Annotated in this window: 16 protein-coding genes and 1 pseudogene; 13 read left to right on the top strand and 4 right to left on the bottom strand. The window is 42.0% G+C overall.

Features of this window, described 5'->3' with window-relative positions; translation table 11 throughout:
* The first annotated feature begins 10 nt into the window (after positions 1-10).
* From U5K35_RS16115 to U5K35_RS16095, 5 genes are all read left to right on the top strand, one after another.
* Positions 11-3,583, top strand: a complete 3,573-nt coding sequence (locus tag U5K35_RS16115; protein WP_322572528.1) for a TonB-dependent receptor — start codon at positions 11-13, stop codon at positions 3,581-3,583.
* A gap of 27 nt (positions 3,584-3,610) precedes the next feature.
* A complete protein-coding gene (locus U5K35_RS16110; protein WP_322572527.1) occupies positions 3,611-5,017 on the top strand; it encodes a RagB/SusD family nutrient uptake outer membrane protein in 1,407 nt (468 codons plus the stop codon).
* Between the two features lie 78 nt (positions 5,018-5,095).
* A complete protein-coding gene (locus U5K35_RS16105) occupies positions 5,096-5,995 on the top strand; it encodes a PIG-L deacetylase family protein (protein ID WP_322572526.1) in 900 nt (299 codons plus the stop codon).
* An 85-nt stretch (positions 5,996-6,080) separates the two neighbouring features.
* Positions 6,081-6,956 carry an ROK family protein gene (locus U5K35_RS16100; protein WP_322572525.1) on the top strand — a complete coding sequence of 292 codons (876 nt, stop codon included), beginning with the start codon at positions 6,081-6,083 and terminating at the stop codon, positions 6,954-6,956.
* On the top strand, positions 6,956-9,655 hold the full coding sequence (locus U5K35_RS16095) for a hypothetical protein (protein ID WP_322572524.1): 2,700 nt from the start codon (positions 6,956-6,958) through the stop codon (positions 9,653-9,655). The genes U5K35_RS16100 and U5K35_RS16095 overlap by 1 nt, the downstream gene beginning before the upstream one ends.
* A gap of 592 nt (positions 9,656-10,247) precedes the next feature.
* Here U5K35_RS16095 and U5K35_RS16090 read toward each other — a convergent pair.
* The 3 genes from U5K35_RS16090 to U5K35_RS16080 form a co-directional block, all read right to left on the bottom strand.
* Entirely contained in the window at positions 10,248-12,446 is a 2,199-nt protein-coding gene (locus U5K35_RS16090) for a carbohydrate binding family 9 domain-containing protein (protein WP_322572523.1), read from the bottom strand.
* Positions 12,447-12,452: 6 nt separating this feature from the next.
* Entirely contained in the window at positions 12,453-13,931 is a 1,479-nt protein-coding gene (locus tag U5K35_RS16085; RefSeq protein WP_322572522.1) for an SLC13 family permease, read from the bottom strand.
* Positions 13,932-14,013: 82 nt separating this feature from the next.
* Positions 14,014-15,234 (bottom strand): putative sugar nucleotidyl transferase, encoded by a 1,221-nt coding sequence (locus U5K35_RS16080; RefSeq protein ID WP_322572521.1) that lies wholly within the window; start codon positions 15,232-15,234, stop codon positions 14,014-14,016.
* 196 nt (positions 15,235-15,430) lie between these two features.
* Here U5K35_RS16080 and glmS point away from each other — a divergent pair.
* From glmS to U5K35_RS16050, 5 genes and pseudogenes are all read left to right on the top strand, one after another.
* Positions 15,431-17,273, top strand: a pseudogene (gene glmS, locus U5K35_RS16075) (glutamine--fructose-6-phosphate transaminase (isomerizing)).
* Between the two features lie 40 nt (positions 17,274-17,313).
* Positions 17,314-17,877, top strand: coding sequence for an AraC family transcriptional regulator (locus U5K35_RS16065; protein ID WP_322572518.1), 564 nt, complete (start codon positions 17,314-17,316; stop codon positions 17,875-17,877).
* A gap of 117 nt (positions 17,878-17,994) precedes the next feature.
* Positions 17,995-18,438, top strand: a complete 444-nt coding sequence (locus U5K35_RS16060) for a copper ion binding protein (protein WP_322572517.1) — start codon at positions 17,995-17,997, stop codon at positions 18,436-18,438.
* Between the two features lie 83 nt (positions 18,439-18,521).
* Positions 18,522-20,462, top strand: coding sequence for a copper-translocating P-type ATPase (locus U5K35_RS16055; protein ID WP_322572516.1), 1,941 nt, complete (start codon positions 18,522-18,524; stop codon positions 20,460-20,462).
* Positions 20,463-20,817: 355 nt separating this feature from the next.
* Entirely contained in the window at positions 20,818-22,776 is a 1,959-nt protein-coding gene (locus U5K35_RS16050) for a response regulator (RefSeq protein WP_322572515.1), read from the top strand.
* Here U5K35_RS16050 and U5K35_RS16045 read toward each other — a convergent pair.
* Positions 22,771-23,214: a GNAT family N-acetyltransferase gene (locus U5K35_RS16045; protein WP_322572514.1), complete on the bottom strand. Its 444-nt coding sequence runs from the start codon at positions 23,212-23,214 to the stop codon at positions 22,771-22,773. The genes U5K35_RS16050 and U5K35_RS16045 overlap by 6 nt on opposite strands.
* 62 nt (positions 23,215-23,276) lie before the next feature.
* On the opposite strand from U5K35_RS16045, the gene U5K35_RS16040 reads away from it, so the two are divergent.
* The 3 genes from U5K35_RS16040 to ptsP all read left to right on the top strand — a co-directional run bounded on the left by U5K35_RS16040 (position 23,277) and on the right by ptsP (position 25,793).
* A complete protein-coding gene (locus U5K35_RS16040; RefSeq protein WP_322572513.1) occupies positions 23,277-23,603 on the top strand; it encodes a phage holin family protein in 327 nt (108 codons plus the stop codon).
* A gap of 205 nt (positions 23,604-23,808) precedes the next feature.
* The gene (locus U5K35_RS16035) at positions 23,809-24,075 is read left to right on the top strand and encodes an HPr family phosphocarrier protein (RefSeq protein ID WP_322572512.1); all 267 of its coding nucleotides are present in this window, start codon (positions 23,809-23,811) and stop codon (positions 24,073-24,075) included.
* An 11-nt stretch (positions 24,076-24,086) separates the two neighbouring features.
* A complete protein-coding gene (ptsP, locus tag U5K35_RS16030; protein ID WP_322572511.1) occupies positions 24,087-25,793 on the top strand; it encodes a phosphoenolpyruvate--protein phosphotransferase in 1,707 nt (568 codons plus the stop codon).
* Positions 25,794-25,890 lie beyond the last annotated feature (97 nt).

The following is a 25,890-nucleotide window of genomic DNA, read 5'->3' as shown; positions in this document are numbered from 1 at the left end:
ACCCACGCGTATGAAGACCGTTACGTTGTTAAAAGGATTGCCTATACTGGCATTAATGGTGATGTTATCATCTTTAGTGCCACTAAAGGCATCTACCCAAGTACAGTCTCCGGAAACGGAGTTACCACAGTTGGTTTACTTTTCCGTTAAGGATTACAGTAATCAGCTGCAGGTGTTGAAATCACCAATCGCAGTAGACTTTAAAAATATCCCGATTGTGGAAGCGCTTTTTCAGGTAGCAGAAAAAGCAGATCTGGAAATAGCATTCGACTCGGGAGTATTTAGTGATGATGATCTTGTGACTTTGGAAAATAGCAGGATCGGTGTTGGTGAAACCCTTGAATATATTTTGAAAGATACAGGGTATGAAGCCGTCATAACTTCAAGTCGACAAATCATTCTTCGCGAAAGAGTAGTTGAAGAGATTGAAGAAGAGGAGTTGATGGTGGATGTAGAAGGCCAGGTTGTTGATGCCGAAACCGGTGAGCCACTATTTGGCGTTACGGTTTTTGTTGTCGGAACTCAGACCGGTACAACTACTGATGCAGAGGGACGCTTTACATTAACCGTTCCGGATGGAGGTGAAGTTTTGGCATTTTCCTACGTGGGATACGTGAGACAAGAAGTTCCCATTGAGGATGAAACAGAATTCTTTATTGAAATGACATCTGATGTAGCCATGCTCGATGATGTAGTTGTTGTAGGTTATGGTGTTCAGCAGAGAACAGAGGTTACAGGTTCTGTTTCTTCAATTAACGCTGAAACCATTCAGAATAATCCCGTTTCCAGTTTTGAAAGTGCTCTTCAGGGTCGTCTTGCCGGAGTAAATGTGGCAGAATCGACGGGTGAGCCCGGAGCTGCTCCTCAGGTTGTTATCCGTGGTACGGGTTCCATTTCTGCAGGTAACGATCCCCTTTATGTGATTGATGGAGTTCCTCTTTCTCAAAACTATAACCAGCAGGGATCTATCGGTTCACAGCGATCATCTTTTCAGCCTCCAAGAGCTAATCCACTGTCAACACTTAACCCAAATGATATAGAATCTATTGAAGTACTGAAAGATGCTTCATCAGCAGCTATTTATGGGTCAAGAGGTTCGAATGGTGTTGTATTGATTACAACGAAACAGGGTAGAAAGGATACACCGCCACAGGTGAGATTCAGTTCCTATATGGGTGTTCAAACTCCGTTCAATGTTCCGGAACTGATGAATGCTGAAGAGGTAATTGACTACACAATGGATGCCAGAAATAACACATATCTGAGGGAGCAGGATCCTACAAATCCTTCCAGTCCATTTTATAATCCTCAGTATAACCCAGAAACAAATGCAGGCCGTGAGGCATCCGGCGCTACAGGGAATCACCTGATTCCGGAAGCATATGTAAACTGGGACGGTACAGATACGGACTGGCTTGATCTGGTACTTGATCAATCTGTACTGCAGAATTATGATATGTCTGTCAGTGGTGGTTCATCGAGTGTTACTTACTTCTTAGGTGGTGGCTATATGGATCAAACAGGTATTGTTGAGGGCTCCGCCTTTAATCGATACTCGTTAAATGCTAGTTTGAATGCGGATTTGTCTGAAAAAATGCAGGTTGGCCTTTCCATGAACGGAGCCTTTACTGAGCATGATAGAAAACCAGCCGGTGCGCCTTACTTTGGTACGCCTCCGGGAATAATCTATTCCGCAATGACACAATCTCCGGTTGTAAGTCCATACAATGAAGACGGTACGTACAGACAGCTTGAAGGTAGTCACAATGAACTTGGCGGGGCGATGACTACAACCAACCATCCGCTTGCCGTTCGAGATTATATTGACGAACGAATTGCAAATAACAGAATTTATGGTAATCTGAATGCGAGATATGAAATTCTGGATAATTTACAATTCAAATCGATGGTTGGATATGACCTCGATAACTATCAGCGGTCATTCTACCAGGGAACACAACTCTATTATAGGGGCGGAGATCCAAGACCATTCGGACAATCTTCATCAGCTCAAAGTTTTAACTGGTTGTGGGAAAATACAATCACCTACCAGACAGCTTTTGGGGAAGATCACCGTTTAGATGCCGTTGCCGGTTACACGGTTCAAAAACAGCGTGATGAAAGAAACTCTGTAGAAGCTCAGAACTTTCCTGATGATCAGATTCAGACGGTAAATGGAGGCCAGGTTACAAATGGCTCGCAATTTATCGAAGAGTGGTCGCTTGTATCTTACCTGGCTCGTGTAAACTATGTGTTTAAGGATCGATATCTTTTTACAGGTACCATACGTTCAGACAGGTCGTCACGGTTTGGCGCAAATAATCAAACCGGTGTCTTCCCTTCTGCTTCTGTAGGCTGGAGAATGACTCGTGAACCATTTTTGGCCGATCAGGATCTGTTTAGCGAAATAAAGCCAAGAGTTAGTTACGGAGTTACGGGTAACTTCCTCATTCCAAACTATGGTTCAATCGGATTGCTCGGGCCTGCGAATTATGTATTAAGTGATCAAACCGTCTCCGGTACTATCCCGTCAACTCTGGGTAACTCAGAACTTACATGGGAGACCACAAAGCAGTTTAATGTAGGACTCGACTACGCTCTGATGGCCGATCGGATTTACGGTTCGTTCGACTATTACGTCAGTAACACGGAAGATCTCTTGCTTGAAGTGAATATTCCCGCTGTTACAGGTTTCACGCGAGCATTGACCAATATCGGTGAAGTTGAAAACAAAGGATTTGAAGTTCAGATTACTTCAAGAAATTTGGTTGGTAATTTCCAGTGGTCAACAGATTTTAACTTCTCTACGAACACAAATGAGGTTAAAAAACTAGGGAATGAAGGAGATCCTATTCTCGTACCCGGAGCTGCCGGAGTTCGACACATCACCAGGGAAGGTGATGCCATCGGTAGCTACTATGGATACGAAGTTGTGGGTATTTTCCAAACTCAATCTGAGATTGACAATGCACCTGTTGACCTTGAAGGAAATCCCACACCGGGAGACTTTCAATTCAGGGATGTAAATGGCGATGGTTTTATTGATGCCGATGACCGCACAATCCTTGGCAGCTATCATCCTGATTATACGTGGGGATTGACCAATCGCTTTAACTGGAAAAACTTTGACTTCAGTTTCTTTTTGCAAGGTGTGGAGGGCAGAGAAGTGCTCAATCTTACTGCTCGTCACCTCAAAAACGGTGAGGCCAATTTTGGAAGCTACGCGGTGTTAAACGATCGATGGAGATCTCAGCAAGATCCCGGAAATGGGTTACATCCAAAAGCTGAAAGAGCCTCAGGCGGTAACAATAACCGGCCTTCGTCTTACCAGGTTGAGGACGGTTCATACATCAAACTGAAGAACATCACTTTAGGCTATAATCTTCCTCAGTCGCTCATATCCGACTTTGCACAGAGCGTCAGACTCTACGGTTCTGTGACAAATGTTGCGATATCGACTGATTATATCGGATTTAACCCTGAAGTGAATCTGCAACCCGGAAGTGGTTTGACACCGGGCGAAGACTATGGAGCTTATCCACTGTCTAGAGCCTTTCAGTTTGGTATCGACATCTCCTTTTAATTACAAAAAGAAACTATGGTGAATAAAATGAATAGATTAAAAACACTATTGCTGGTTCTGCCGGCATTGATTCTGGTAGTTTCGTGCGGAGATGATTTTACCATTCTCGCTCCGCAATCGGAACGTAATGTTGAGAATTTCTATCAATCGGATACTGATTTTCGAGTGGCTATTAACGGTGCATATGCCGGTCTTGCCGGTAACGACCTTTATGGACGAAACCTGATGTTGCTGCACGAGATGAGATCAGATAACACCTTTAATGGTGGTGGAGCAACCGGTCTGGCTGAATCGCTACAGCGAATTACTCGTTTTGATGAGTTGCCCGGATCCACAGAGTTGGAAAATACCTGGGCCGGCGGTTACAAAGTGATTGCAAGCGTCAACACAATTCTCAGCAGAATTGATAATGTTGATTTTGACAATCCATCTTTGGCCGATCGCATAAAAGGTGAAGCACTCTTCATCAGATCACTTGTTTATTACAATCTGGCTGTAACCTTTGGAAATATTCCGATTCAGCTGGAAGAGGTAACTTCTCCAAATGTGGAGATTAACCAAGTATCGGCAGAGGTGATATACGACCAGATCATTACAGATCTGGGAACTGCTGAAAATCTGTTGCCTGCTTCTTATTCAGGTGCTGATGTTGGACGTGCTACCAGCGGTGCAGCCGCTACTCTCCTTGGCTTGGTTCATCTGACAAACGGTAACAGTGGGCAGGCAGAGGCAGCATTGCGCCGGGTTGTCAATTCTCAGGAGTATGACCTTGTTCCCAACTACTTGGATATCTGGGGGCCGTTAAACGAAAACAATATTGAGTCTGTTTTTGAGATTCAGTACAAATCGGGCGGCCAGGGTACAGGCAGTGGATTCACGGAATACTACTCAACGGACCTCTCTATTTCAGGTGGCGTTGGCGGTGGTAATGTTCCACAGGGTATCAATGACAACTTGTTGGTTACTTATGATGAAAACGATGACGATCGATTTCAAACATATGGGACCGATGTGGATGGCTTGCCATTTTTGAATAAGTATGATGATGCCAGTCAATCCATTGCTTTCGATTCGAATGTCAACTTTATTGTATTCCGGTATGCTGATGTACTTCTGATGCTGGCCGAGGCGATCGGTGAGAGTCCCGAAGCTTATGATCTGATTGATGAGGTACGGGAACGTTCCGGTCTAATCACACCATCTGCTACACTTCCGGGAAGTTTTGAGGAGATTTTACTTCTTGAACGACGCCGCGAATTTGTAGGTGAGAATAAGAGATGGCCTGATTTACTCCGATTTGGAGTAGCACCTCAAGTAATGTCAGATTTCTTGTCGGATGAAGGTTTTACGCCTTCAGATATTCGCCTGCTCTATCCAATTCCGCAACGAGAACTGGATGCAGCACCCGGACAGCTAACTCAGAATCCACTATAACGATTGACCTCGACCCGGGATGAGAAAGTTCTCATTCCGGGTTTCTTAAAATTCAATTTAGTTTTAAATAAAAGAATCATGAATAAAATCATATTAACCACATTTGTGCTGTTATTTGCGGCAGCATCTGTATCGAAAGCACAAATTAATACGTCGGATGATACACCGCTACGGGTTATTGCAATTTTCGCCCATCCCGATGATGCTGACTCTAAAATGGGTGGAACCGCAGCCATGATGGCTCAAATGGGGCACGAAGTGAAATTCTTGTCTCTAACAAACGGCGATGCAGGTCACCATGAAGAGGGCGGAGGCTTTCTTGGAAAGAGAAGACGTGCTGAAGCAAAAGAAGCTGCTGAAAGACTGGGTATTGAGGAATATGAAGTATTTGATAACCACGATGCAGAACTGTTGCCCGAGCTTCATATACGAATGGATGTGATTCGAGCTATTCGGGAATGGAATGCAGATGTTGTTTTGGGACTTCGTCCTAACGACTACCACCCGGATCATAGAAATGCAGGTCAGTTGGTAATTGATGCATCATATATGGTGATTGTACCAAACGTTACACCGGATACTGAACCGGTTCCAAATAACCCGGTTTTTCTCTACATGCAGGACAGATTCAGCAAGCCCAATCCGTTTAGTCATGATATTGTGGTTGGTATTGATGAAGTTATTGATACAAAACTAGCCGGTCTGGATGCTCACACTTCTCAAATGTATGAGTGGCTTCCGTGGACTGCAGGTAGATTAGATGAAGTGCCTGAAGATCCTGATGAAAGATTAGAATGGTTACGTCAGCGATGGATTGGCAGGGAAATGTCTGAAGAACAAAGAGCCGGGCTTGAAAAATGGTATGGGCCTGAGCGTGCGGCAGAATTTAAGTATGCTGAGTCTTTCGAAATTGCAGAGTACGGACGTTATCCGTCAGAAGATGAGATTCGGATGATTTTCCCAATGTTAGGAAATTAGTAACTGCTCTTCATAACGTACCTAAGCCGTGCCGGTTTGGTAGCCGGTCGGCTTTTTTACAATAAAATATTTTCAAAAGAATTACATGTCAGATAACATTCTCAAGCAACCGGTCATTGGGATTGATTTAGGAGCCACGAACCTGCGTGTCGGTTTGGTTCGGGGTGATAAACTGGAACAATTGGAAACGTGTAAATTACCCAAAGACAAATCGGTGATGTCCATTTTGAATAAAATGGATGAGATGATCCGGTCTGTGGATGATGGTGCAGAACTTATCGGTATAGGAGTTCCCAGTGTGGTAGACTCAGATGAGGGAATCGTATATGATGTTCAGAATATTCCGGGTTGGGAGAAAGTGCATCTGAAAGATTTACTTGAGGAGAAAACAGGAAAGAGTGTCTTTCTGAATAATGACGCAAACTGTTTTGCCCTGGGAGAGTGGACGTTCGGAAACGGGCGCGGTAAGAAGAATATGATAGGCCTGATTATTGGAACCGGTTTTGCCGGAGGTATCATCATCGACGGTAAACTCTTTGAAGGCAGAAACTGCGGCGCCGGAGAATTTGGAATGATCCCTTATAAACAGTCCATTTTAGAGCACTACTGCAGCGGTCAATTTTTCTCACGTCTTGTGGGAATAAAAGGAGAAGAGATCTACGAAAGAGCGATGAATGGCGATCAAGCATCAAAGAAGCTTTTTCACAAATTCGGAGGCCATGTGGCGGAGGCTGTAAAAATGGTTCTCTATACATACGATCCCGAGTCTATCATAATGGGGGGATCCGTTAGCCAAACCTTTCCACTATTTGAGCGAGGTTTTGAACAGGAACTCAAAAGCTTTGGCTTTCCGCACTCACTCACCAACGTGGAAATTACGGTATCAAAAACAAAACATATTGCAGTTCTTGGGGCTGCGGCACTCTGTGCGAACCATATTAATGTTAAATACAGCGAATAATGATGAGAAAATCACTGGCACTTCTTTTTTTGATTGTATTCATTCATGTATCCTTTCAGACAGCTTTTGCACAATCTGTATCGGAAGTAAAAATTCAGGTGCAGAGGGCAGAAGTTGGTGCACCGGTTAAATTTGGCATACCGTTTCAAAAAGGAGAATTAAAATCACCTGATCATGTTCGGGTACTGAATAGCGAGGAACGTGAAATTGCCATCCAAACCACAGAGGTTACAACCTGGCTACCTGCCGATAACAGTGTAAAATGGCTCTGGATATTTTTCTTTGCTGATGAATCTGACGAGTACACGGTTCAATACGGAGAAAATGTACGCCAAAGTGTTTTTACGGATAGCCCGATTATGTTTAAAAATAATCAGCGGGCAAATGGTTTTGCTGAAATTGAAACAGGCCCCTTAAAAATCAGAGTGGATAAAGGTGGATCAGGTTTCATAGATAAGGTCTATTACAATCCGGATCAAAATGGATATTCAGAAGATCATATTGTGGCCTCAGGGTTGTCGCAACGAGGTACATTTCTGGATTTGATGGATGAGGGAAGCAGCTGGTTTTCTTCTGTGATGGCCGATGCCGGTATTGATACTTCAAAAGCAGTTATTCATCAGCATTACATAGAAAAAGGATCCGGTCCGATGCACGCTATTTTACGCATTGAAGGAGAGTATGAGTATAGTCAGGAAGATCATGAAAACTCACCGTTTGTGACCTACATCCACGCTTATGCCGGCAAGCCCTACCTTAAAGTTCTGCACACAATTACCTATACAGGAAAGCCGGATAAAAGTGAACCGTTAAATGGACGGCAACACGAAGATATCGGAACACAAACGGAATTGTTGGTTGATGAGCAAGCACGTTCTCGGGATAGTGGACTTACTCAACCAAAAGATCGAATTGCATCGGCAGGATTTGGCCTGCAGTTTCATTTGGACGGCACCAAAAATGTAATGTCGGCACTGGAAACCGGTGAATGGTGGGAAGAGGGGGAGACAGACTTTTTTGAACATCAGCCTTCAGATGATGAAGTCGTATCCGTTTTTCAAACCGGACCGGAAGCCGCCCGGCAATCTCCAATGACTGTATCAGATGAAAATGAAAGAATTGACGGATTTATTGCGCAGATAAGCGGTAGTGGAGTTGAGATGAACGGTGAGAAATCTGAAGGCTGGATGTCGGTTTCGGATGGCTCCCGAGGTGTCACCATTGCGCTCAAAAATATGGTAGAAGAGTATCCGAACGAGTTAAGTGTAAATATGGAGACGGGTACGTTTCATGCGTATACATGGTCGCCAAATGAAGAGCCAATGAGTTTTGCAAGATTTGACACCGAGGCTGATGGAGGAATGGTTGGAAATTTTGCACAGGGTTTAACCAAAACCACAGAAGTTATCCTCAATTTTCATCAGGGCGGACAAGATGCTCAAAATGTAAGATCTGAAGTGATGGCACTTTTGAATTCTCCGGTGGCTCACGCAGGTGCTGACTGGTACAGCCGATCAGGCGTATTTGGAGAATTTGCCGGGACAGGAACTGATTTTGAAGGATTGGAGAGGAGTCTTCAGTATAAATACGAGTGGATGCTCTTTAATCAAAGATGGGAACCGTGGTACGGTATGTTCGACTACGGAGATGTTCGAAACTACTATTTTGGTAACTCTTGGTATCAGTGGGCTAATAATGAGCCGGCTATGGATTTTCAGTACTGGATGCAGTTTATGAGAACGGCGGATACGGATATGTATGAAATGGCAAAAGCTATGGGCCGCCATACAATGGATGTGGATAATACCCACTGGCCGCGTCCCAATAAATATCGTGGTGATACAAATCGCTCTTTAGATTGGTTTGATCATGAAATGCAGGCTGAGATTGACCCTTACGTAGGAATGGGGCGACGACATGCGGGCCAACAGTGGATCTCAATGCTCTCGGCACACGTATGGGTTCCGGGATGGATTACCTCTTACTATATGGATGGCTACCACCGTGGCCTCGAAGTTGCACGGCTTACCGGTGATTATTACGTTCGTCGAATTTTTGGAGGCCATGGATTGACGGGACGAAGGTTATATCTTTCGATATATAATTTATCAGAACTGTACGATGCAACCAAAGATGAGGCCTATTTAGAGGAGCTTGAATACCGACTCGATCGTATGCTCGATCTGCAGGAAAAACAGGGCGGAAGAATTGTTATTGACCGGTACGGATATTCACAAAACTATATTTCTCACGGTGTAAGTAAAGTGCTTCAGATGTTTGACCGTCCGGACCTGGAGCGATCACTGATTGATAATGCCCGTAGTCTTTATAATAATCCTCCTTACGATCATGATATGGAGTCGTATTTATCCAGTATTCATCCGTTGATTGTAGGATATGATCTGACCGGTGAAGAAAAGTACCTTGAAGAGGCTTGTTACAGATCACGCTATTTACCGGTGGATGAACTGCCGGGTCCTGTTTTTTCATACAACAATCAGGGCGAGTTGGCTGAAGATTTAGAGTCTATTAGCAAGCTTCCATCTGCAGGAGAGGGCCCCTCTTTTCGTGGAAGACTTCCTATATGGAAATTTTCAAACGGGCTGAGAATTTTTGGCTGGACACACGCTTTTAGTGTTCCGTATACGATTGATCGACTGCAGAATGCAAATTTGCAGAGTTGTTTAAATCAAAAATAAAAAACAGGTTATTATGAGTGGAAATTTTCATGCTTTAATTGAAGAAAATTTTCACTCTATCTATAATCTATAATTCAGGGATATAAAGCTTCCCATGGAGTAGAGTTCAACATTTCCCCATCCAACTTCCTGTATCGGTACTCTTATAAACGGTTCAACACGCATGCTCCAATTGGAATGAATATCAAATTCGTAACCAATTGAAAAGCTGTATTCAAAGGGAAAGGGTTGCCTTGAAACAGATTATTTGTGGGTATGCAGAAAAAGGGTGAGCGGCCTATTATCAAGTCAACCGTAAACCCGCAAAGTTTAATCTCAATATTGCTACTATTTTAACGTGAGTTCGATATAATTTTATCGATATACGTCAGTTTGAGCGCAGTTTCGACCGTTGTTTTGGTCGGAACGGAGTCGAAAACACATTTCGACTTCATTTCGAGGAAAAAGCACCCTCGAAATTGCGCTCAATGAGACGTGTTGCATCATTTGAGGCATCTCTATCTCGAACTGACGTTATTTTATTAAGACAATGGTATTTCAGAAAGGAATCTTTGCGGGTTTTTATCCGAGATTTAATCTACTCTGCTCAGTACTAATAAAACGTATAAGTATACTTAATCAGCATCGTGCGGTTTTCAAATCGCGGAAGAGCAGGGCTTATGCGATTTTGATCCCGGTTGGTTAGCTCACTGTATACAATCCAGAAATCATGTCCTTCGCTGAAGTTATACCGGAACCGCGCGTTCGTGCCGAACTGTTTGGCCAGGTGATTGTATTGAGAGAGTACTTGAAGTGATAGGTGCGTATTCAGAGCAGCAATGGATCGAACTCTGAACAGATGCAGATATTCCGACTGATTTCTGTCCGGAAAATGAAGGTAGTTTAGCTCGGCATCAGCGCTCAACTCAAAATGTTTGGATGGATTCCAGGCGGGTGAAAATTTTACTGAATACTGTTCACCGTCATAAAATGTTCTGGCTTGTCCTGAAACAGAAGCTCTTAATTGACGTGATCCCGGCATTTCGTATTCAGCTTCAACACCCCAAAACGTATAGTTTCCTGGATTTACAAACGTATCGTCACTAAAGAAGAGTGGAGACCTGATATCTTCGTACCACAAATTAGCAGTAATCTGAATATCACTGTTATTTTTTAATTCAATTTCCCAGGGCTGCTCTAACTGAAAGGTCTCCACGGAATGATCTTCATTTCGAAGGATAAGAGTGCTTTGAAGGGATGGGTTGATGATACGAATGGGTGAATCGACAGGACTGAAATAACCGTAAGCGAGTTCGAGATCGAACTGTGAATAGTCGAATCTGGAATTGAATCCTACTTCCGGCAGATAGAGTTCTCCGGAGCGAATGGCTGAAAAATTATAGTTAAATCCCCTGGAAGTCCTCTTTAGCAGGTTGATTCGAAAAAGAGACTGTTCAATCAAGTCTGAATCTGTTCTGTCATCAAATGTTGTAGCGGTTTTAAAATCCAGATAGTGACTGCCAACAAAATTGTAGAGGAGATCAAATCCGGCCCCAACATTATAGCTGCCGTCTCCACCCAGCCGGTTTGTGATCATCGTGCCGGCGTGAGAATTTTGATTGATGATATTTCGCTTGGCGCGATAGATTCCAAAATTTTCGGAGGGAAGATCAAGAGCATCAAGCTGATCTGTCTGCATATTTAGAATACCAATATCCCATTTTCCTGTACGTCCGGCTAAGCGGGCACCGCCAAGGATCCGAACCTGCTGGCCTTGTTCAAGGCCAATTCTTCGACTGTAGAACAGCGCATTATTTCCGCCGAGATTGAAATCAAAAATATCTGATCGCTCTTGGAAAAACTGTCTTTTCTCGGGGAAGAATAACGGAGTTCGGGAGAGATTTACCTGTGCTTCATCCGCTTCAACCTGGGCAAAATCGGTATTTAAGGTTATGTCGAGATTCATGTTTCCTGTGATGGGATATTTAATATCCAAACCTGCTTCAGTTACATAATCAGTTTCGGTTTGATAGGCGTCCCCATCAGGATTCAGAAAATTGGACTGGCTAAATCCGCCTAAAAGATACGGCGTGACGTAAAACGGTTTTTGGTACTCAATTCCTGTAAAACGAACTTTTTGAGCCTGAGTCGGTTTCGTAAATCCTCTTGACCATTCGGGAGCAATATCGGGAAAAATGTGACGCTCAGCTCTGCTGGCATCCCATCGATAAGTGATCAGTCCCATAATTACTTCATTGTTTATCTCTTGGAATCCAAGGCTGGAAAAGGGAATACGAATCTCTGCAAACCAACCTTCATCCGTAATTTCAGTTGCAGCATCCCAATACGTATTCCAATCCCTGTTAAATGAGTTACTGCCTTCCGAATCGTTCGAAACCTGCTGATCTACGCGTACACCTGTTGGGGTAACAAAAAACCATTTGGCATTTTCGTTATCGTTGTATGAGTCCAGAATAATTGCAAACGTTTCATCTCCGCTGTAGCGGTCACGGTAGAGAGTATTGGCTACAATACCGTCCGGATTTGAATCATAAAGTTTACCGGATACATATAGATACTTATCATCATAAGCTACCTTGATTTCAGTTCTATTCGACATCTCACCACCGTATACAGGCTGATAGACAGTCATAGGGAAAGACTGAATCCCCTGCCATGCCTGTTCATCCGGAATTCCGTCGAGGTTCACCTCAGATGAAATTTTCTGAATATCTATGGGTGTTTCTTTATCTGTAGTCTGTAGCGGACTCTGCAGAAGAAGTGCAAGAGTTAAAGTCAGCAGAAGGTTCATGATTTTTTAGTTTACCCAATCAGGGATTATTCCAATTTCAATCCCAAACACGTAAGCGAATAGGGTATAGCAGGCGATACTCAGTATCAATGAAACGATGATATTCAACCAGACCCCGGCCTTGGCCATCTGAGGAATAGAAACTTTGCCGCTACCGTAAATGATGGCATTCGGTGGTGTGGCTACCGGGAGCATAAATGCACAGCTTGCCGCAATGGCTGCGGGTATTACAAAAAGAAACGGGTTTTGACCAATTCCAACGGCTGAAGATGCCAGGATTGGGATAAATGCTGCAGCTGTAGCCGTGTTACTGGTAATTTCAGTTAAGAAGACAACGATTAAAATCACTACCAAAAGGAGTATGATAATAGGGAGCGCATCCAAACCGCTTACACCCTGACCAATCCAGGCAGCCAATCCGGTTGAGCTTATCGCCGAGGCTAAACTGAGGCCACCGCCAAAAAGTATGAGTATGCCCCATGGCAGATCCCTTAAATTATTCCACTGCAACAGCATTCCACCAGACCCTTTACCGTTGGGTATTATAAATAGTACGACTCCGGCAGTAATTGCTATTCCGGCATCAGACAAACCGGGAATAATTTCTGAAATGAGAGGACGGAATATCCACAAAAGAGCAGTGGTTGTGAAGATGATCGCAACCCGAAATTCAGGTTTGGTAATTTTACCCAGCTTCTCAAGCTGATTTAGAATAATCGATTTTCCGCCCGGTAGCTCTTTCATTTTAATTGGGAAAATGAGGCGGCTCAGAAGAAGATACATGATCGGGAGCAGTAGGATTACAAGAGGTACACCCACCATCATCCATTGTGCAAAACCGATTTCAATACCGTAATTTTCAAGCATAAATGCTGCCATAAGAGCATTTGGAGGTGTTCCAATCAGCGTTCCGATTCCTCCGATATTGCAGGCGTAGGCAATGGAAAGCAAGAGTACGATTTCAAAATTGGTTATACCTGTATTATTATTCTCTCTCTTACTTTCAACTAGCTGAAGTACAGACAGTGCAATCGGAAGCATCATTAAAGCTGTGGCCGTATTGCTTACCCACATACTCAGAAAAGCGGAAGCGATGATAAAGCCAATGATAATAGACGATGGTTTTACCCCCATCACATTTACAATATTCAGGGCAATTCGTTTATGGAGATTCCAGGTCTGCATGGCTATAGCAATTATAAACCCTCCCATAAATAGAAAAACCAGGGGATTTGCATAGGGTGTCGTTGCATCGCCGATTGGAGAAATTCCGAGAACGGGAAAAAGGACAATAGGGATCAGAGAAGTGGCAGCAATGGGGATCGCTTCTGAAATCCACCAGGTTGCCATGAGTATGGCAACAGCGGCTGTTTTCCAGGCAGCGTCATCAAGTCCTTCCGGAGCCGGAAGGAAAAGAAATATGAGAAATAGGATGAATCCAAGATATAGCCCAAATCGAGATGAATCGGCAATACGATTTATCATAGTATCATTTAATTAAAAAATGCGCACTGTTATGTAGACAATCGCGAATGGAAAAACCCCTATTGAAGTACGTAAATAATTATCAGAAGCTGGTAGAATCGAATAAAGCCTTCATCATTTTTTTATATGCCGGGGTGAGTTCAATACTGCGGCGCTCCATCATCTTTTCCATAGCTTCAATTGCTTTTTCAAAGTGATAGGGCACAATATCATGTCCGCTAACCCAGCTGAACGAAGGGATATATTTTGGCGGATAACCATCCGAAAAGAGATTGCAGCAAACACCACAAAGCGTTCCTGTGTTTAGCATTGAGTTAATACCCGTTTTGCTGTGGTCTCCCATAATTGTACCGATGAACTGCTGCCCGGTATCAACCATTTTCCCGGATCTCCATTCGGTTACTTTAACAGTGCTGTAGTTATTTTTGAGATTTGATGTATTGGTATCCGCGCCGATATTTACCCATTGGCCAAATACAGAGTTTCCTGCATATCCATCGTGTGCTTTATTTGAGTAGGAGTGAAATATAACGTTGGATATTTCGCCGCCTACTTTACAAACGGGACCGATTGTAGTGTCTTCGTAAATTTTGGCTCCCATTTTAACTACCGATTTTTCACAGATGGCCGATGGTCCGCGAACAACGGAGTTCGCCATTACATGCGCATTTTTGCCAATATAAATGGGCCCTTTATCAGCAACGAGCATTGCGCCGGGTTCAATAACAGCTCCTTCATCGATATATATATTCTCCGGTTTTACAAACAGCGTGTTGGGAAAAATTTTCTCTTCACCATAAGCGATTTTTTTGGACAAGATGAGGTCATTCTTAATCTCGTTACCGTTTAGCTGGAACAACTCCCAGATATTTTTAACGATCGTATTTCCTTTTGGATTAATTTCTGAAGTATTGATCGCTTTAAGATCAATCCCTGATTTGCTCCATATTTTATGCTCATCTACCGGTATTAATGCGGCTATAAGGGAGTCATCACATACCAGTCCCTGAGAAATTTCTAACTGCTTTATCTGTTCAATTAAATGTACATTCGGAATAAATCGAGGATTAATCCATAAAACGGCATCATGTTCTTTGTTTACTGTGGGTATTTTAAATACTCCCGACAGATGTTGGCGCAAGGGACCACCTAACTCAGAATCGTCAGGTAAGTCGAGTGCATATTTCCATTTTTCGGCAAGTGTTAATATTCCAACTCTTAAGTCATAAACAGGCCGGGTAAGAGTTAAGGGATGGAAATTTTCCATGTAGTGATCTTCGAAGAAGGAGTATTGTAATTTCATTATATTATGATTTCCTTTTCAGGGAATTCTGATTTGTTGCCTTGACGATTTATAAATTGTTAAATAACAAATTATTTTCAATCAAACGTTATGAATATTATGTGCAATTTAAAAAGCACGTAATGATAAAATGAAGAGTAAAAACTGATAAAAAATATATCAGTTAAATTTAGATCAATAAAAATAAAGAAAGACTATGTGCGGAATAGTAGGTTATGTAGGTGATAGAGACGCCGCTGAAGTACTGATCAAAGGGCTGAAAAGACTCGAATACAGAGGGTACGACTCAGCCGGAGTTGCCATTATGAATGGCGAATTGAATATCCAAAAGGGTAAAGGTAAAGTTGCCAACCTGGATAAGAAAGTGTTACAAAACAGCGTGAAAGGGCATATTGGTATTGGCCATACCCGTTGGGCAACTCATGGCGAACCTAATGATGTTAACTCTCACCCACATTTGAGTGAATCCGGTAAAATTGCTGTGGTGCATAATGGTATTATTGAGAATTACAATTCATTAAAAAAATCTCTAACCGAGAAAGGTCGGACATTTAAAAGCATGACCGACACCGAAATTATCGCTCAACTCATCGAGGAGATCTACACAACCTCCGAGGATGTCACGTTTGAGGAAGCTATTCGTCTGACGTTGAAACAGATTGTAGGTACATACGGACTGGCAATTGTAAACCTGGAGACACCTGAAAAAATTTATATAGCCCGAAAAGGCTCTCCGCTGCTTTTGGGTGTTGGCGATAATGAGATGTTTATTGCATCTGATGCATCACCCATTGTGGAGTACACAAATAAAGTAGTATACCTGGATGACGGTGAAATGGCGGTTGTGACTCGTGAAGGTTATGATGTTAAAACCATTGATGATGTGAGTCTGACGAAAGAGGTTCATGAACTGGCGATCAGTTTGGAAGCGATTGAAAAAGCCGGATACCCACATTTTATGCTGAAAGAGATTTTTGAGCAGCCAAGATCAATAGCTGACTGCATGCGGGGGCGAATTGATCCCGATAAAGGTACGATACAGCTTGGGGGAATTGCAGATGTAATGGACGATCTGGTTAACGCAAACCGAGTTATAATTGCAGCGTGTGGAACCAGCTGGCATTCGGGCTTGGTGGGAGAATATCTCTTTGAATATCTGGCTAAAACACCGGTTGAGGTTGAGTATGCATCGGAATTTCGATACAGCGATCCACTGATTGGTGAGGGGGACGTGATGCTGGTGATTTCACAAAGCGGTGAAACAGCTGATACTCTTGCTGCACTCCGGGAAGCACGGGAGCGTGGTGCCAAGGTTCTCGGTATTTGCAATGTGGTCGGCTCAACCATTTCCAGAGAAACGGATGCAGGTGTATTTACTCACGCCGGACCCGAAATCGGAGTTGCCTCAACAAAGGCATTTACTGCTCAGGTTGTGGTATTGACGATGATGGCATTGGCTCTTGGAATTAAAAAGGGACATATCGACAATAAAAAAGCGAAAGAAGTATATCAAAGAGCTGAATGCCATTCCTGATAAAGTGGATCAGATTTTGAAGGAGTGTGATGATGATATCAAAGAGATGGCTAAGATGTTTACGTATGCACCGAACTTTCTTTATCTGGGGAGGAGTTATAACTTCCCGGTTGCCCTTGAAGGCGCATTGAAGCTTAAAGAGATCTCTTACATTCATGCTGAAGGATATCCTGCAGCTGAGATGAAACACGGCCCAATTGCCCTGATTGATGAGATGATGCCGGTTGTGGTAATTGCAGCTACTACTCACACCAACGACAAAATGATCTCAAATATTGAAGAGGTAAAAGCCCGTAAGGGACGCATTATCTCCATCATGAATAAAGAAAACAGTGATGTGAAAGATCTGTCGGAATATTCGATTTCTATTCCTTCTACTTATGATGTTTTCTCACCACTGCTTACAGTAATACCATTGCAGCTTCTCTCTTATTATATTGCTGTGAACAGAGGATGTAATGTGGATCAACCCAGAAACCTGGCGAAAAGTGTCACCGTTGAGTAGCGAATGTAATCTTATAAGATTGAGTTCGTTGTAGCATCTTATGAAAGTATCCGTCAAAAATATGGTCTGTCCCCGATGTGTGGAATCTGTTTCAGATATTCTTTCGGGGATGGATTTTCCTGAAGCCCGTGTTGAACTGGGCTCTGTTGAGTTGGATAGAAAATTGACTGAATCAGAACTTGATCTGCTTAGTGATCGGCTTCAATCCAAGGGTTTCGAGCTTATTTTTGATAGAGAGACCGAATTAGTTTACGATGTGAAGGCGGCTCTTATAAAATATATTGATCATCTGGAGCATTCTCAGACGCCGGATAAGCTCTCCGTTTTTGTATCACGACAGACAAACTACAACTACTCCTATCTAAGTAAAGTCTATTCCGATCAAACCGGTTCAACCATTGAAACTCATCTTATTGAGATGAAAATTGAAAGGGTGAAGGAGCTGCTCGGCTTTCGGAAATGGACGTTAAGTGAAATTGCCTGGAAGCTGAAGTACAGCAGCGTACAGTATTTGTCCAATCAATTTAAAAAGGTGACTGGGATGACCGTCACGGAATTTCGGAAGCCGGGCAGGGCAGTCAGGAAATCCCTCGACACCATTTAGCCAAAAATATTACACATTTCTCTGTTCGCTTCATAACAACGGCTGGTTTTTTCTTTTTTAATTTGACCAGAAGAAACGGAAATAGCATTAGCTGATTAGTACTAAGATTATTTTGTTATGAAAAAGCGTATTCAAATAAATGGCATGCATTGCGCGGGTTGTGTCAACTCTGTGGAAAAGGCATTGAGTAAAGTTGATAAAGTAAAAAGTGCGAACGTTCAGCTGACTACTGAAAGTGCCGAAATTGAAGTTGAAGATGATGACTTCCCCTTTGAGGAAATCCGTGAAGCTGTTGAAAATGCAGGTTATGAAGTGGAAGAGCCCAAGAGTGATTCAGTAACTTTTCAAATTGGGGGAATGCACTGCACCGGTTGTTCTTCTGCTGTTGAAAAAGCGATTAAAAAACAGGATGGTGTTGTGAATGCGAATGTAAATCTTGCTGCTGAAAAAGCATTTGTAGATTTTGACAGTTCGCAAATATCAACCGATCAAATAAAAGAGAGTATTGAGAACGCCGGTTATGAGGTGATCGACGAGCAAAAAAAAAAGCCAATAAGCTAGAGCAGAAAAGAGAGAGAGAAGAGAAGAAACTTTCTGCAGCCAAGCAGAAAACGGTACGGAGTTGGCTTGTAACCATTCCGCTTATGATCTGGATGCTTCTCAGTATGGTACTGGGAATTCAGATTACGTCGCATCTTGTGATGGAGATTGCAATGGTTCTGGGTGCCGGTTATGTTCTCCTGGGACCGGGATATGAAACACTTCGAAGCGCCCTGATCTCATCCAAAAACTTAACCCCCAATATGGATGTGCTGATTGCCCTGGGTACAACAGCATCGTTAATTACGGGTTTGGTCTCGCTTGCTCATATGCTCGGGTTGATACAGTCAGCTTTCTACAGTTTTGCCGGAATAGCAGCTATGATTATGGCATTTCACCTGACGGGCAGATATATAGAGGCAAAAGCGAGAGGCCGTGCATCAGATGCCATTACAAAGCTTTTAACACTCGAGGCAAAGACGGCTCGGATTATCAAAAATGGTGTTGAGGAAGAAATTGAAATCGATAAGCTTAAGAAGGGCGATGTGATGATTGTCCGTCCCGGTGAAACCATTCCGACGGACGGGGAAGTTGTGGATGGCAAAAGCTCAGTTGATGAGTCGATGGTAACCGGAGAATCTATGCCGGTAATCAGAGAAAAGGGTGATGAAGTTATTGGCGGTACCATCAATACGGAAGGTTCTATTCGCGTACAGGCGAAAGAAGTTGGAGAGAATACATTTCTAAACCGTGTTATTCAAATGGTGGAAGAAGCCCAGGGATCAAAAATTCCAATTCAGGATTTTGCTGATAAGGTAACGGCTATTTTTGTGCCGGTTATCCTTTTACTTACAGCGATCACGTTTACCATTTGGCTGATATTCCCGGAAACACTTCGCCCCGTTCTGATTTGGGCCGATTCTTTCATCCCCTGGATTATCACAGATCTTGAACCGGTTAGTCAGGCATTCTTTGTGGCTTTGGCTGTACTGGTAATTGCTTGTCCATGTGCACTAGGATTGGCTACACCCACTGCGCTTATGGTAGGAACGGGGCTGGGTGCTGAGAACGGAATTCTTATTCGAAAAGGGGAATCTATCCAGCGCTTGCAAGAAGTCACAACTTTTGTTTTTGACAAAACAGGAACTTTGACAAAAGGTGAACCGGAAGTAACGGATTGGTTTGAAGTGGGAGATAGTAATTTGGAGCTTAAAAAAATGATCGCAGCTGCTGAGAATTACTCCGAGCATCCAATCAGTAAAGCCATACTGAACTATACGGGGACAGATAATCTACCGGACTCTAAAGAGTTTGAATCGTATACCGGAAAAGGAGTGAAAGCAATTGTAAATGGTTCACGAATTCTGGCCGGCAATGTTGATCTGTTAGAACAATTTACTATTGAGCAGTCAGAGCTGGTTCAGAATAAGGCGGATGAACTTCATTCAGCCGGTAAAACAACCATATTCCTGGTAATAGATGAAAAAGTTGTTGCACTTTGTGGAATTAAAGATACAATCAAACCGGAAACCCCCGAAGCTATTCGGGAAATTCATCAGCTCGGCTATAAAACCGTAATGTTGACGGGCGATCAGCAGAAAGTGGCAAACATTATTGCAGAGGAGATCGGTATTGACGCTGTATTTGCACAGGTAAAACCGGATGAAAAATCTGACGTAATTAAAAGATTGCAAGAAAGTGGGGAAGTGGTAGCCATGGTTGGAGACGGAATAAATGATGCTCCTGCGCTTACGCAGTCGGATGTGGGTATAGCACTGGGAACAGGAACCGATATTGCCATAGAATCGGGCAGTATGATTTTAATTGATGGAAATCCAAAAGCGATAATCCGGGCGATTAACTTAAGTAATGAGACGTTTAAGAAAATCCGCCAAAATCTGTTTTGGGCATTTTTCTATAATATTATAATGCTTCCTGTTGCCATGATTGGCTGGATGCATCCTGTTCTGGCTGAAATTGCCATGGCCTTTAGCTCTATTAATGTGGTAGGGAATTCGAAGCGACTACAAAAGAAAAAAATCTAGTCTTAAGTGTACTCCTGAGGAAATTTACAAGTACAATTTTGTAACAAAGCCCTCTTGGGATACTCTTTTAAAATACACGACGATATAAAGATTTGTAAATAGTTGTGTAGTTGAAAACTTAAAACTTGATTTTGGTTTGAGATATATTTAGATATTATAGTCTCATTTAGCCATTCTTTAAAAATATTTGTGTTCTCTGATGAAAAACTGGAAAACTTTACTATTCAAGGTAGCTCTGCTCGTAGTTATCGCTATTGTTGTTTTTACCGGCTGATTTAAAATACTAAAGGCTAATTATAGCTAAGGTCGCCACATTTTTATACATTCAAAATTGAATAACATAACGAGTGTATAGATGAAAGATAATTCAAAATTTATCGGCGACCATACCGAGCTTTTCGGTAAACTTTTAAATCAAACATTTGACGCCCTCCTTGTATCTAAACTGATAGGAAAAGATCTACAGACTGTATTTGCCAACCAAACCTATTATTCGATCAGTGGTTTGAGTGAGGATGATGTTATAGGTTCACATCCACGAATAACGGCCTCCACAACTTCAGCGAATAACCTATACGATTCAATTCTAACTCATTTCAAAAAGGATTCACGTTTTGAAACTGAGTGCACCTGTTTGAATAAGGCAGGGTCACCATTTTGGGCGATTATAAAATCTTTTCCGCTAAATGCAGACGGTGAGAAGTTTTGTGTTACGATTATAAAAGAGATCACGATTCGTAAAAAGCGCGAAAATGAATTGAAAAAAGCCCTGCAAGAAGCCGAGTCATCCAAAATTGTAAAGGATAAGTTTCTGGCAAATATGAGCCATGAAATGAGAACTCCGCTGAATGGTATTCTTGGAATGACTCAGCTCTTGGAAGGAAAAGACTTGGATGAAGAGAATGCAGACTACGTAGAAGAGATTAAAATCTCCGCCGAAAATTTACTTGCCATAGTCAACGATATACTGGAGTTCAATTCCTTAAGGTCTACCGATTTTAAACTGGAGAATAGAAAATTCAATATCCGCAAACTACTTCGTCAGGTTTTAGATAATATTAGAAATCAAACTGAGGAGAAAGGATTAGAACTTGAATTGGTTATTTCTAAAAATGTACCTGAGTATCTGGTCGGAGATTCTGTAAGGCTTTCCCAGATAGTAATGAACATTCTGAGTAACTCAGTCAAGTTCACAAAAAACGGTGAAATCGCAATTTATGTGACCAATCGGGATGTAGAAAACGGAAAAATTCCAATTGATCTGAAAATAAAAGATACCGGAATTGGAATTCCCGAATCGATGATCAATAACATTTTTGAGAGCTTTAACCAGGCCTCAAAATCTACCTCTTACAAGTTTGGAGGTACAGGATTAGGCCTTTCTTTGGTAAAGCAGCTGGTAGGTTATATGGATGGTAAGATAGAAGTTGAAAGCACTGAAGGTGTTGGAACTTCCGTCTCATTACAGATACCGTTCTATTTACCAGATAAGGCAATTGATTTCAAAACTTTAAAAAGTTCAGAAACCGACAGTGAAAGGGAGAATTTTAGTGGACATAAAATTTTAATTGTTGATGACTATACCGTAAATCGCAGGATTGTAAAAGGGATGATGAAAAAGCTGGGTGTTGAAGCTGACGAAGCGGAAGATGGCAGTACCGCTTTGGAGATGGTAGATCAATACGATTATTCTGCAGTCTTCATGGACGTACACATGCCCGGCATGGGTGGGTTGGAAGCGACCAGGAGAATTCGGGAGCATGAAGAAAAATCAAAAAGAAATATACCTGTAATCGCTATTACGGCTTCGGTTTTGGACAGAGATATTGAAGAGTGCAAACAAGCCGGTATGGATGGGTTTATTGCCAAACCGTTCACCTATGATGAACTCTACAATAGCTTTAAAGAATTTATAAAAAACGGCAGGTCTTCAAACTCTAAAACAGATACTCAAAAAAATGATTCATCAGGGCTGGATCTTAATAGCCTTTATGAGTTAACCGGAGGTGATGAGGATCTTTTAAAAGAGATTATGGATCTCTTTTTGGATCAGACACCGGGTTTGATGAAAAAAATATTATCAAATTTTGCGAGTAACGAGTACGATAAGGTTAAAGAGTTTTCTCATACTCTGAAACCGACTTTCACCTATGTTGGAATGGATAAAGCAACAGAGTTTGCTGAACAGATTGAGTTGATGGCAGGCGAAAATAATCCGGATGCTGAAAAGCTGGAAGAGTTAATCAATGACTTAGATGTGATTTGCTCGCAAGCAATAGAGAAAGTTAAGAAAGCACGGGCCTCCATGTCATAAGTTCCGCACCATTTGAAGGTGTGGAATGCCATCAACGATATAGGTTTCTCCCGCTGAGTTAAATCCAAGATTTTCATAAAACTCCACAAGATGAGCCTGCGCTTCAATCCGGATAGCTTTGTGTCCGATTTCTGCTATGCGATTAATGGATTCCATAACAATTTTTTTACCGTAGCCACTGCCCCTGAACTTCATTTTTACCACAATTCTCCCAATGGATATCTCATCAAACTTAACCATTGGCGGAACTATTCTGCTGTAAGCAGCCAGCTCGTCACCAGTCTTAAGCAGTAAATGTTGAGAGGCCCCATCCAGGCCGTCAATATCGTCGTAGACACAATCTTGCTCTACGATGAAAATATCCTGACGCAATTTTAAAATATCATATAGTTCTGAAGAAGACATCTCGTCGATGCCATGATAAAGGATAAATTTCATGAAGGGTAAACTTTTTGGGGTTTTTCACGTAAGCTCAGGAAAATGTAACGAATCTCAATGCTATGTTAAAAATCCTACTCATAAACAGTCTGGTTATATTTTTTGGCGCGTACATTCTCGATGGTGTTTCAGTGAAAAATTATCTCACGGCATTGGGTGTCGCCATTCTACTCGGTTTGGTGAATATTTTTATCAAACCGCTCATTATTTTTCTCACCTTGCCACTTACCATTTTAACACTTGGACTATTTATTTGGGTGATAAATGCCTGGATGTTAATGCTGATCGATAAACTTGTTGAAGGTTTCAATATTCGAAACTTTTGGTGGGCTCTTTTCTTCGGTCTGTTTATTTCTGTTCTAAATGGAATCCTGTTCAGGATTTTCTAGTCAATACATATCGCTCTAATTCGGTAAAGATAGTGGTTAAAATAGTGACCATCTTTTTTCTTATTTTATCAAATCTGATTCACATAGTTAGCAAAAGTATTAATGTAGATTTTGCAAGAGAAGCACATTATTTATCTGCGCTATTTCTTATTTAAAAGTCGTTTCATAATCTCCAAAAGCCCACTTAATAGAATTTCTTCCTCGAATGGTCAAAAAAACAGTAACAGTAAAAAACGAGGCAGGTTTGCATGCTCGTCCTTCATCAGTGCTTGTAAAAACTGCATCCAAGTTCGAATCAGATTTTTACATTAGTATGTACGGTTATAAAGTAAATGGTAAAAGTATTTTGGGCGTCATGACGCTTGCGGCTGAGTCGGGAGCTGAAATGGAACTTATATTTGAAGGAGAGGATGAACAGGAAGCGTTGACCGCAATTTCTGAACTATTTGAAAATAAATTTGAAAAAAACTGAAATAGTCTGATATGGTAGGTCGCATTGAGTTTGAAGGAGTGCCGGCATCCGGCGGAATCGGAATCGGAAAGGCTCATATTCTTGAAGAGAGACAAAATGAAGTGAGTCCTGAGAAAATTCAGGAAAACGAGATTCAGTTTAACATTGATAAATGTAACCGTGCTTTTGATGCACTTCAGGAGGAGTTCATCAAGCTGAAGGAAGATGCAGTCGGTGAAGTTGCCGATATTATCGATGCGCAAATAGAATCCTTGAAAGATCCTGAGTTATTTAAAACGATTCTCCATAAAATCGAATCAGAACGATATGAAGCTGAGTACGCTATTTTCAGCACTCTGAATGAATATATTCATATCATGGAAAACGCTGATGCTGAATGGTTAAATGAGCGTACCATAGATCTGATAGCCATCAGGGATCAGTTGATCGATGTAGCAAGAAACAAGAAACAGGCCGAACATCTGGAGCCCGGTTCAGTTGTTTTTGCGACAAACGTATCACCCACTGCAATGATTGAGCTTAGCAGAAATAGTATTGCCGGATTGGTTATGCAAAAGGGCGGGCTTACCTCACATGCAGTCATCCTGGCTCAGTCATTAGACATTCCCTGTGTGATTGGAGTAGAATGGAAAGTAAAGCGGTTTAAAAATAATGATGAAGCTATTGTTGACGGAGATCTCGGAATAGTTGTTGTACGTCCATCAGAAAGTGAGCAGAAAGTTTACGATGAGCGTAAGAAAAAACAGCAGAAAAGAGCTGAGGAAATTCTTCAAATCTCAAAACAACCCAGTGAAACAGCTTGCGGGAAAAAATTTAAGCTTCAGGCAAATGTGGAGTTTTTAGAGGAGCTTCCAAAAGTAAAAACGCATGGAGCTGATGGGGTTGGACTTCTAAGAACCGAAACTATACTGTTCCGGAAAACAGGGTTTGATATCAATGCTCAGCTCGATTTCTACAGAAAAGTAGTAGAAGCCAGTGATCAATCGGATGTTACGGTACGCCTATTTGATGCCGGCGGGGATAAACTGTTAGATGACATGGATACCGAATCAAACCCATTTTTGGGATGGCGCGGAATTCGAATGCTGCTTGATAAAAGTGAGCTTTTGGAGAATCAACTGGAAGCGATATACAGACTATCCGGGGAGTATAAGGGTAGAATCAAGCTACTGGCACCGATGGTGTCTTGTGTAAGTGAGATACATAAGCTTAAGAAGAAGATAATGGAAGTAAAAGATAAGCTCACCGAAGAGGGAATTAAATTTGATCAAAATCTCCCGCTGGGCGTGATGATAGAAGTTCCAAGTGTTGCATTAATGGCAGACAGGGTGGCAAAAGAAGTAGATTTTTTCAGTATTGGAACAAATGATTTAACTCAGTACACATTGGCCGTAGATCGTGGGAACGAAAAAATTTCGTCTCTATATCAGCCTAATCATCCGGCAGTATGGAAGCTGATAAAAATGACTATTGAAGGAGCAAAAAAGAGCAATATCCCGGTAACTGTTTGTGGTGAAATGGCATCCAAGCCAAAAGCTGCCGCTTGTCTTTTTGGGCTTGGAATTGAAAATTTGAGTATGACTACGAGTGCATTGCCAATGGTAAAAAGTATGCTTTGCAGCCAAAAAATGAATGATATGAGAATCTTTTCTGAACAAGTGATGAAAGCAGGATCTCCCGAAGAGGTTCAGACTTTAATGAATAAATTTGGTGAGTAGTAACCTTTTGAGTTTTCGGGCTAGTTGGCGCTTAGTCTTAAGAAATACATAACAAATACAGTGTTTTACGTAGGCAGATATAGAGTCTTAAGAGAGG

It is taken from the genome of Rhodohalobacter sp. (assembly GCF_034521535.1).
Lineage (GTDB): Bacteria > Bacteroidota > Rhodothermia > Balneolales > Balneolaceae > Rhodohalobacter.
This window is presented reverse-complemented; position numbering and strand designations above follow the sequence as displayed.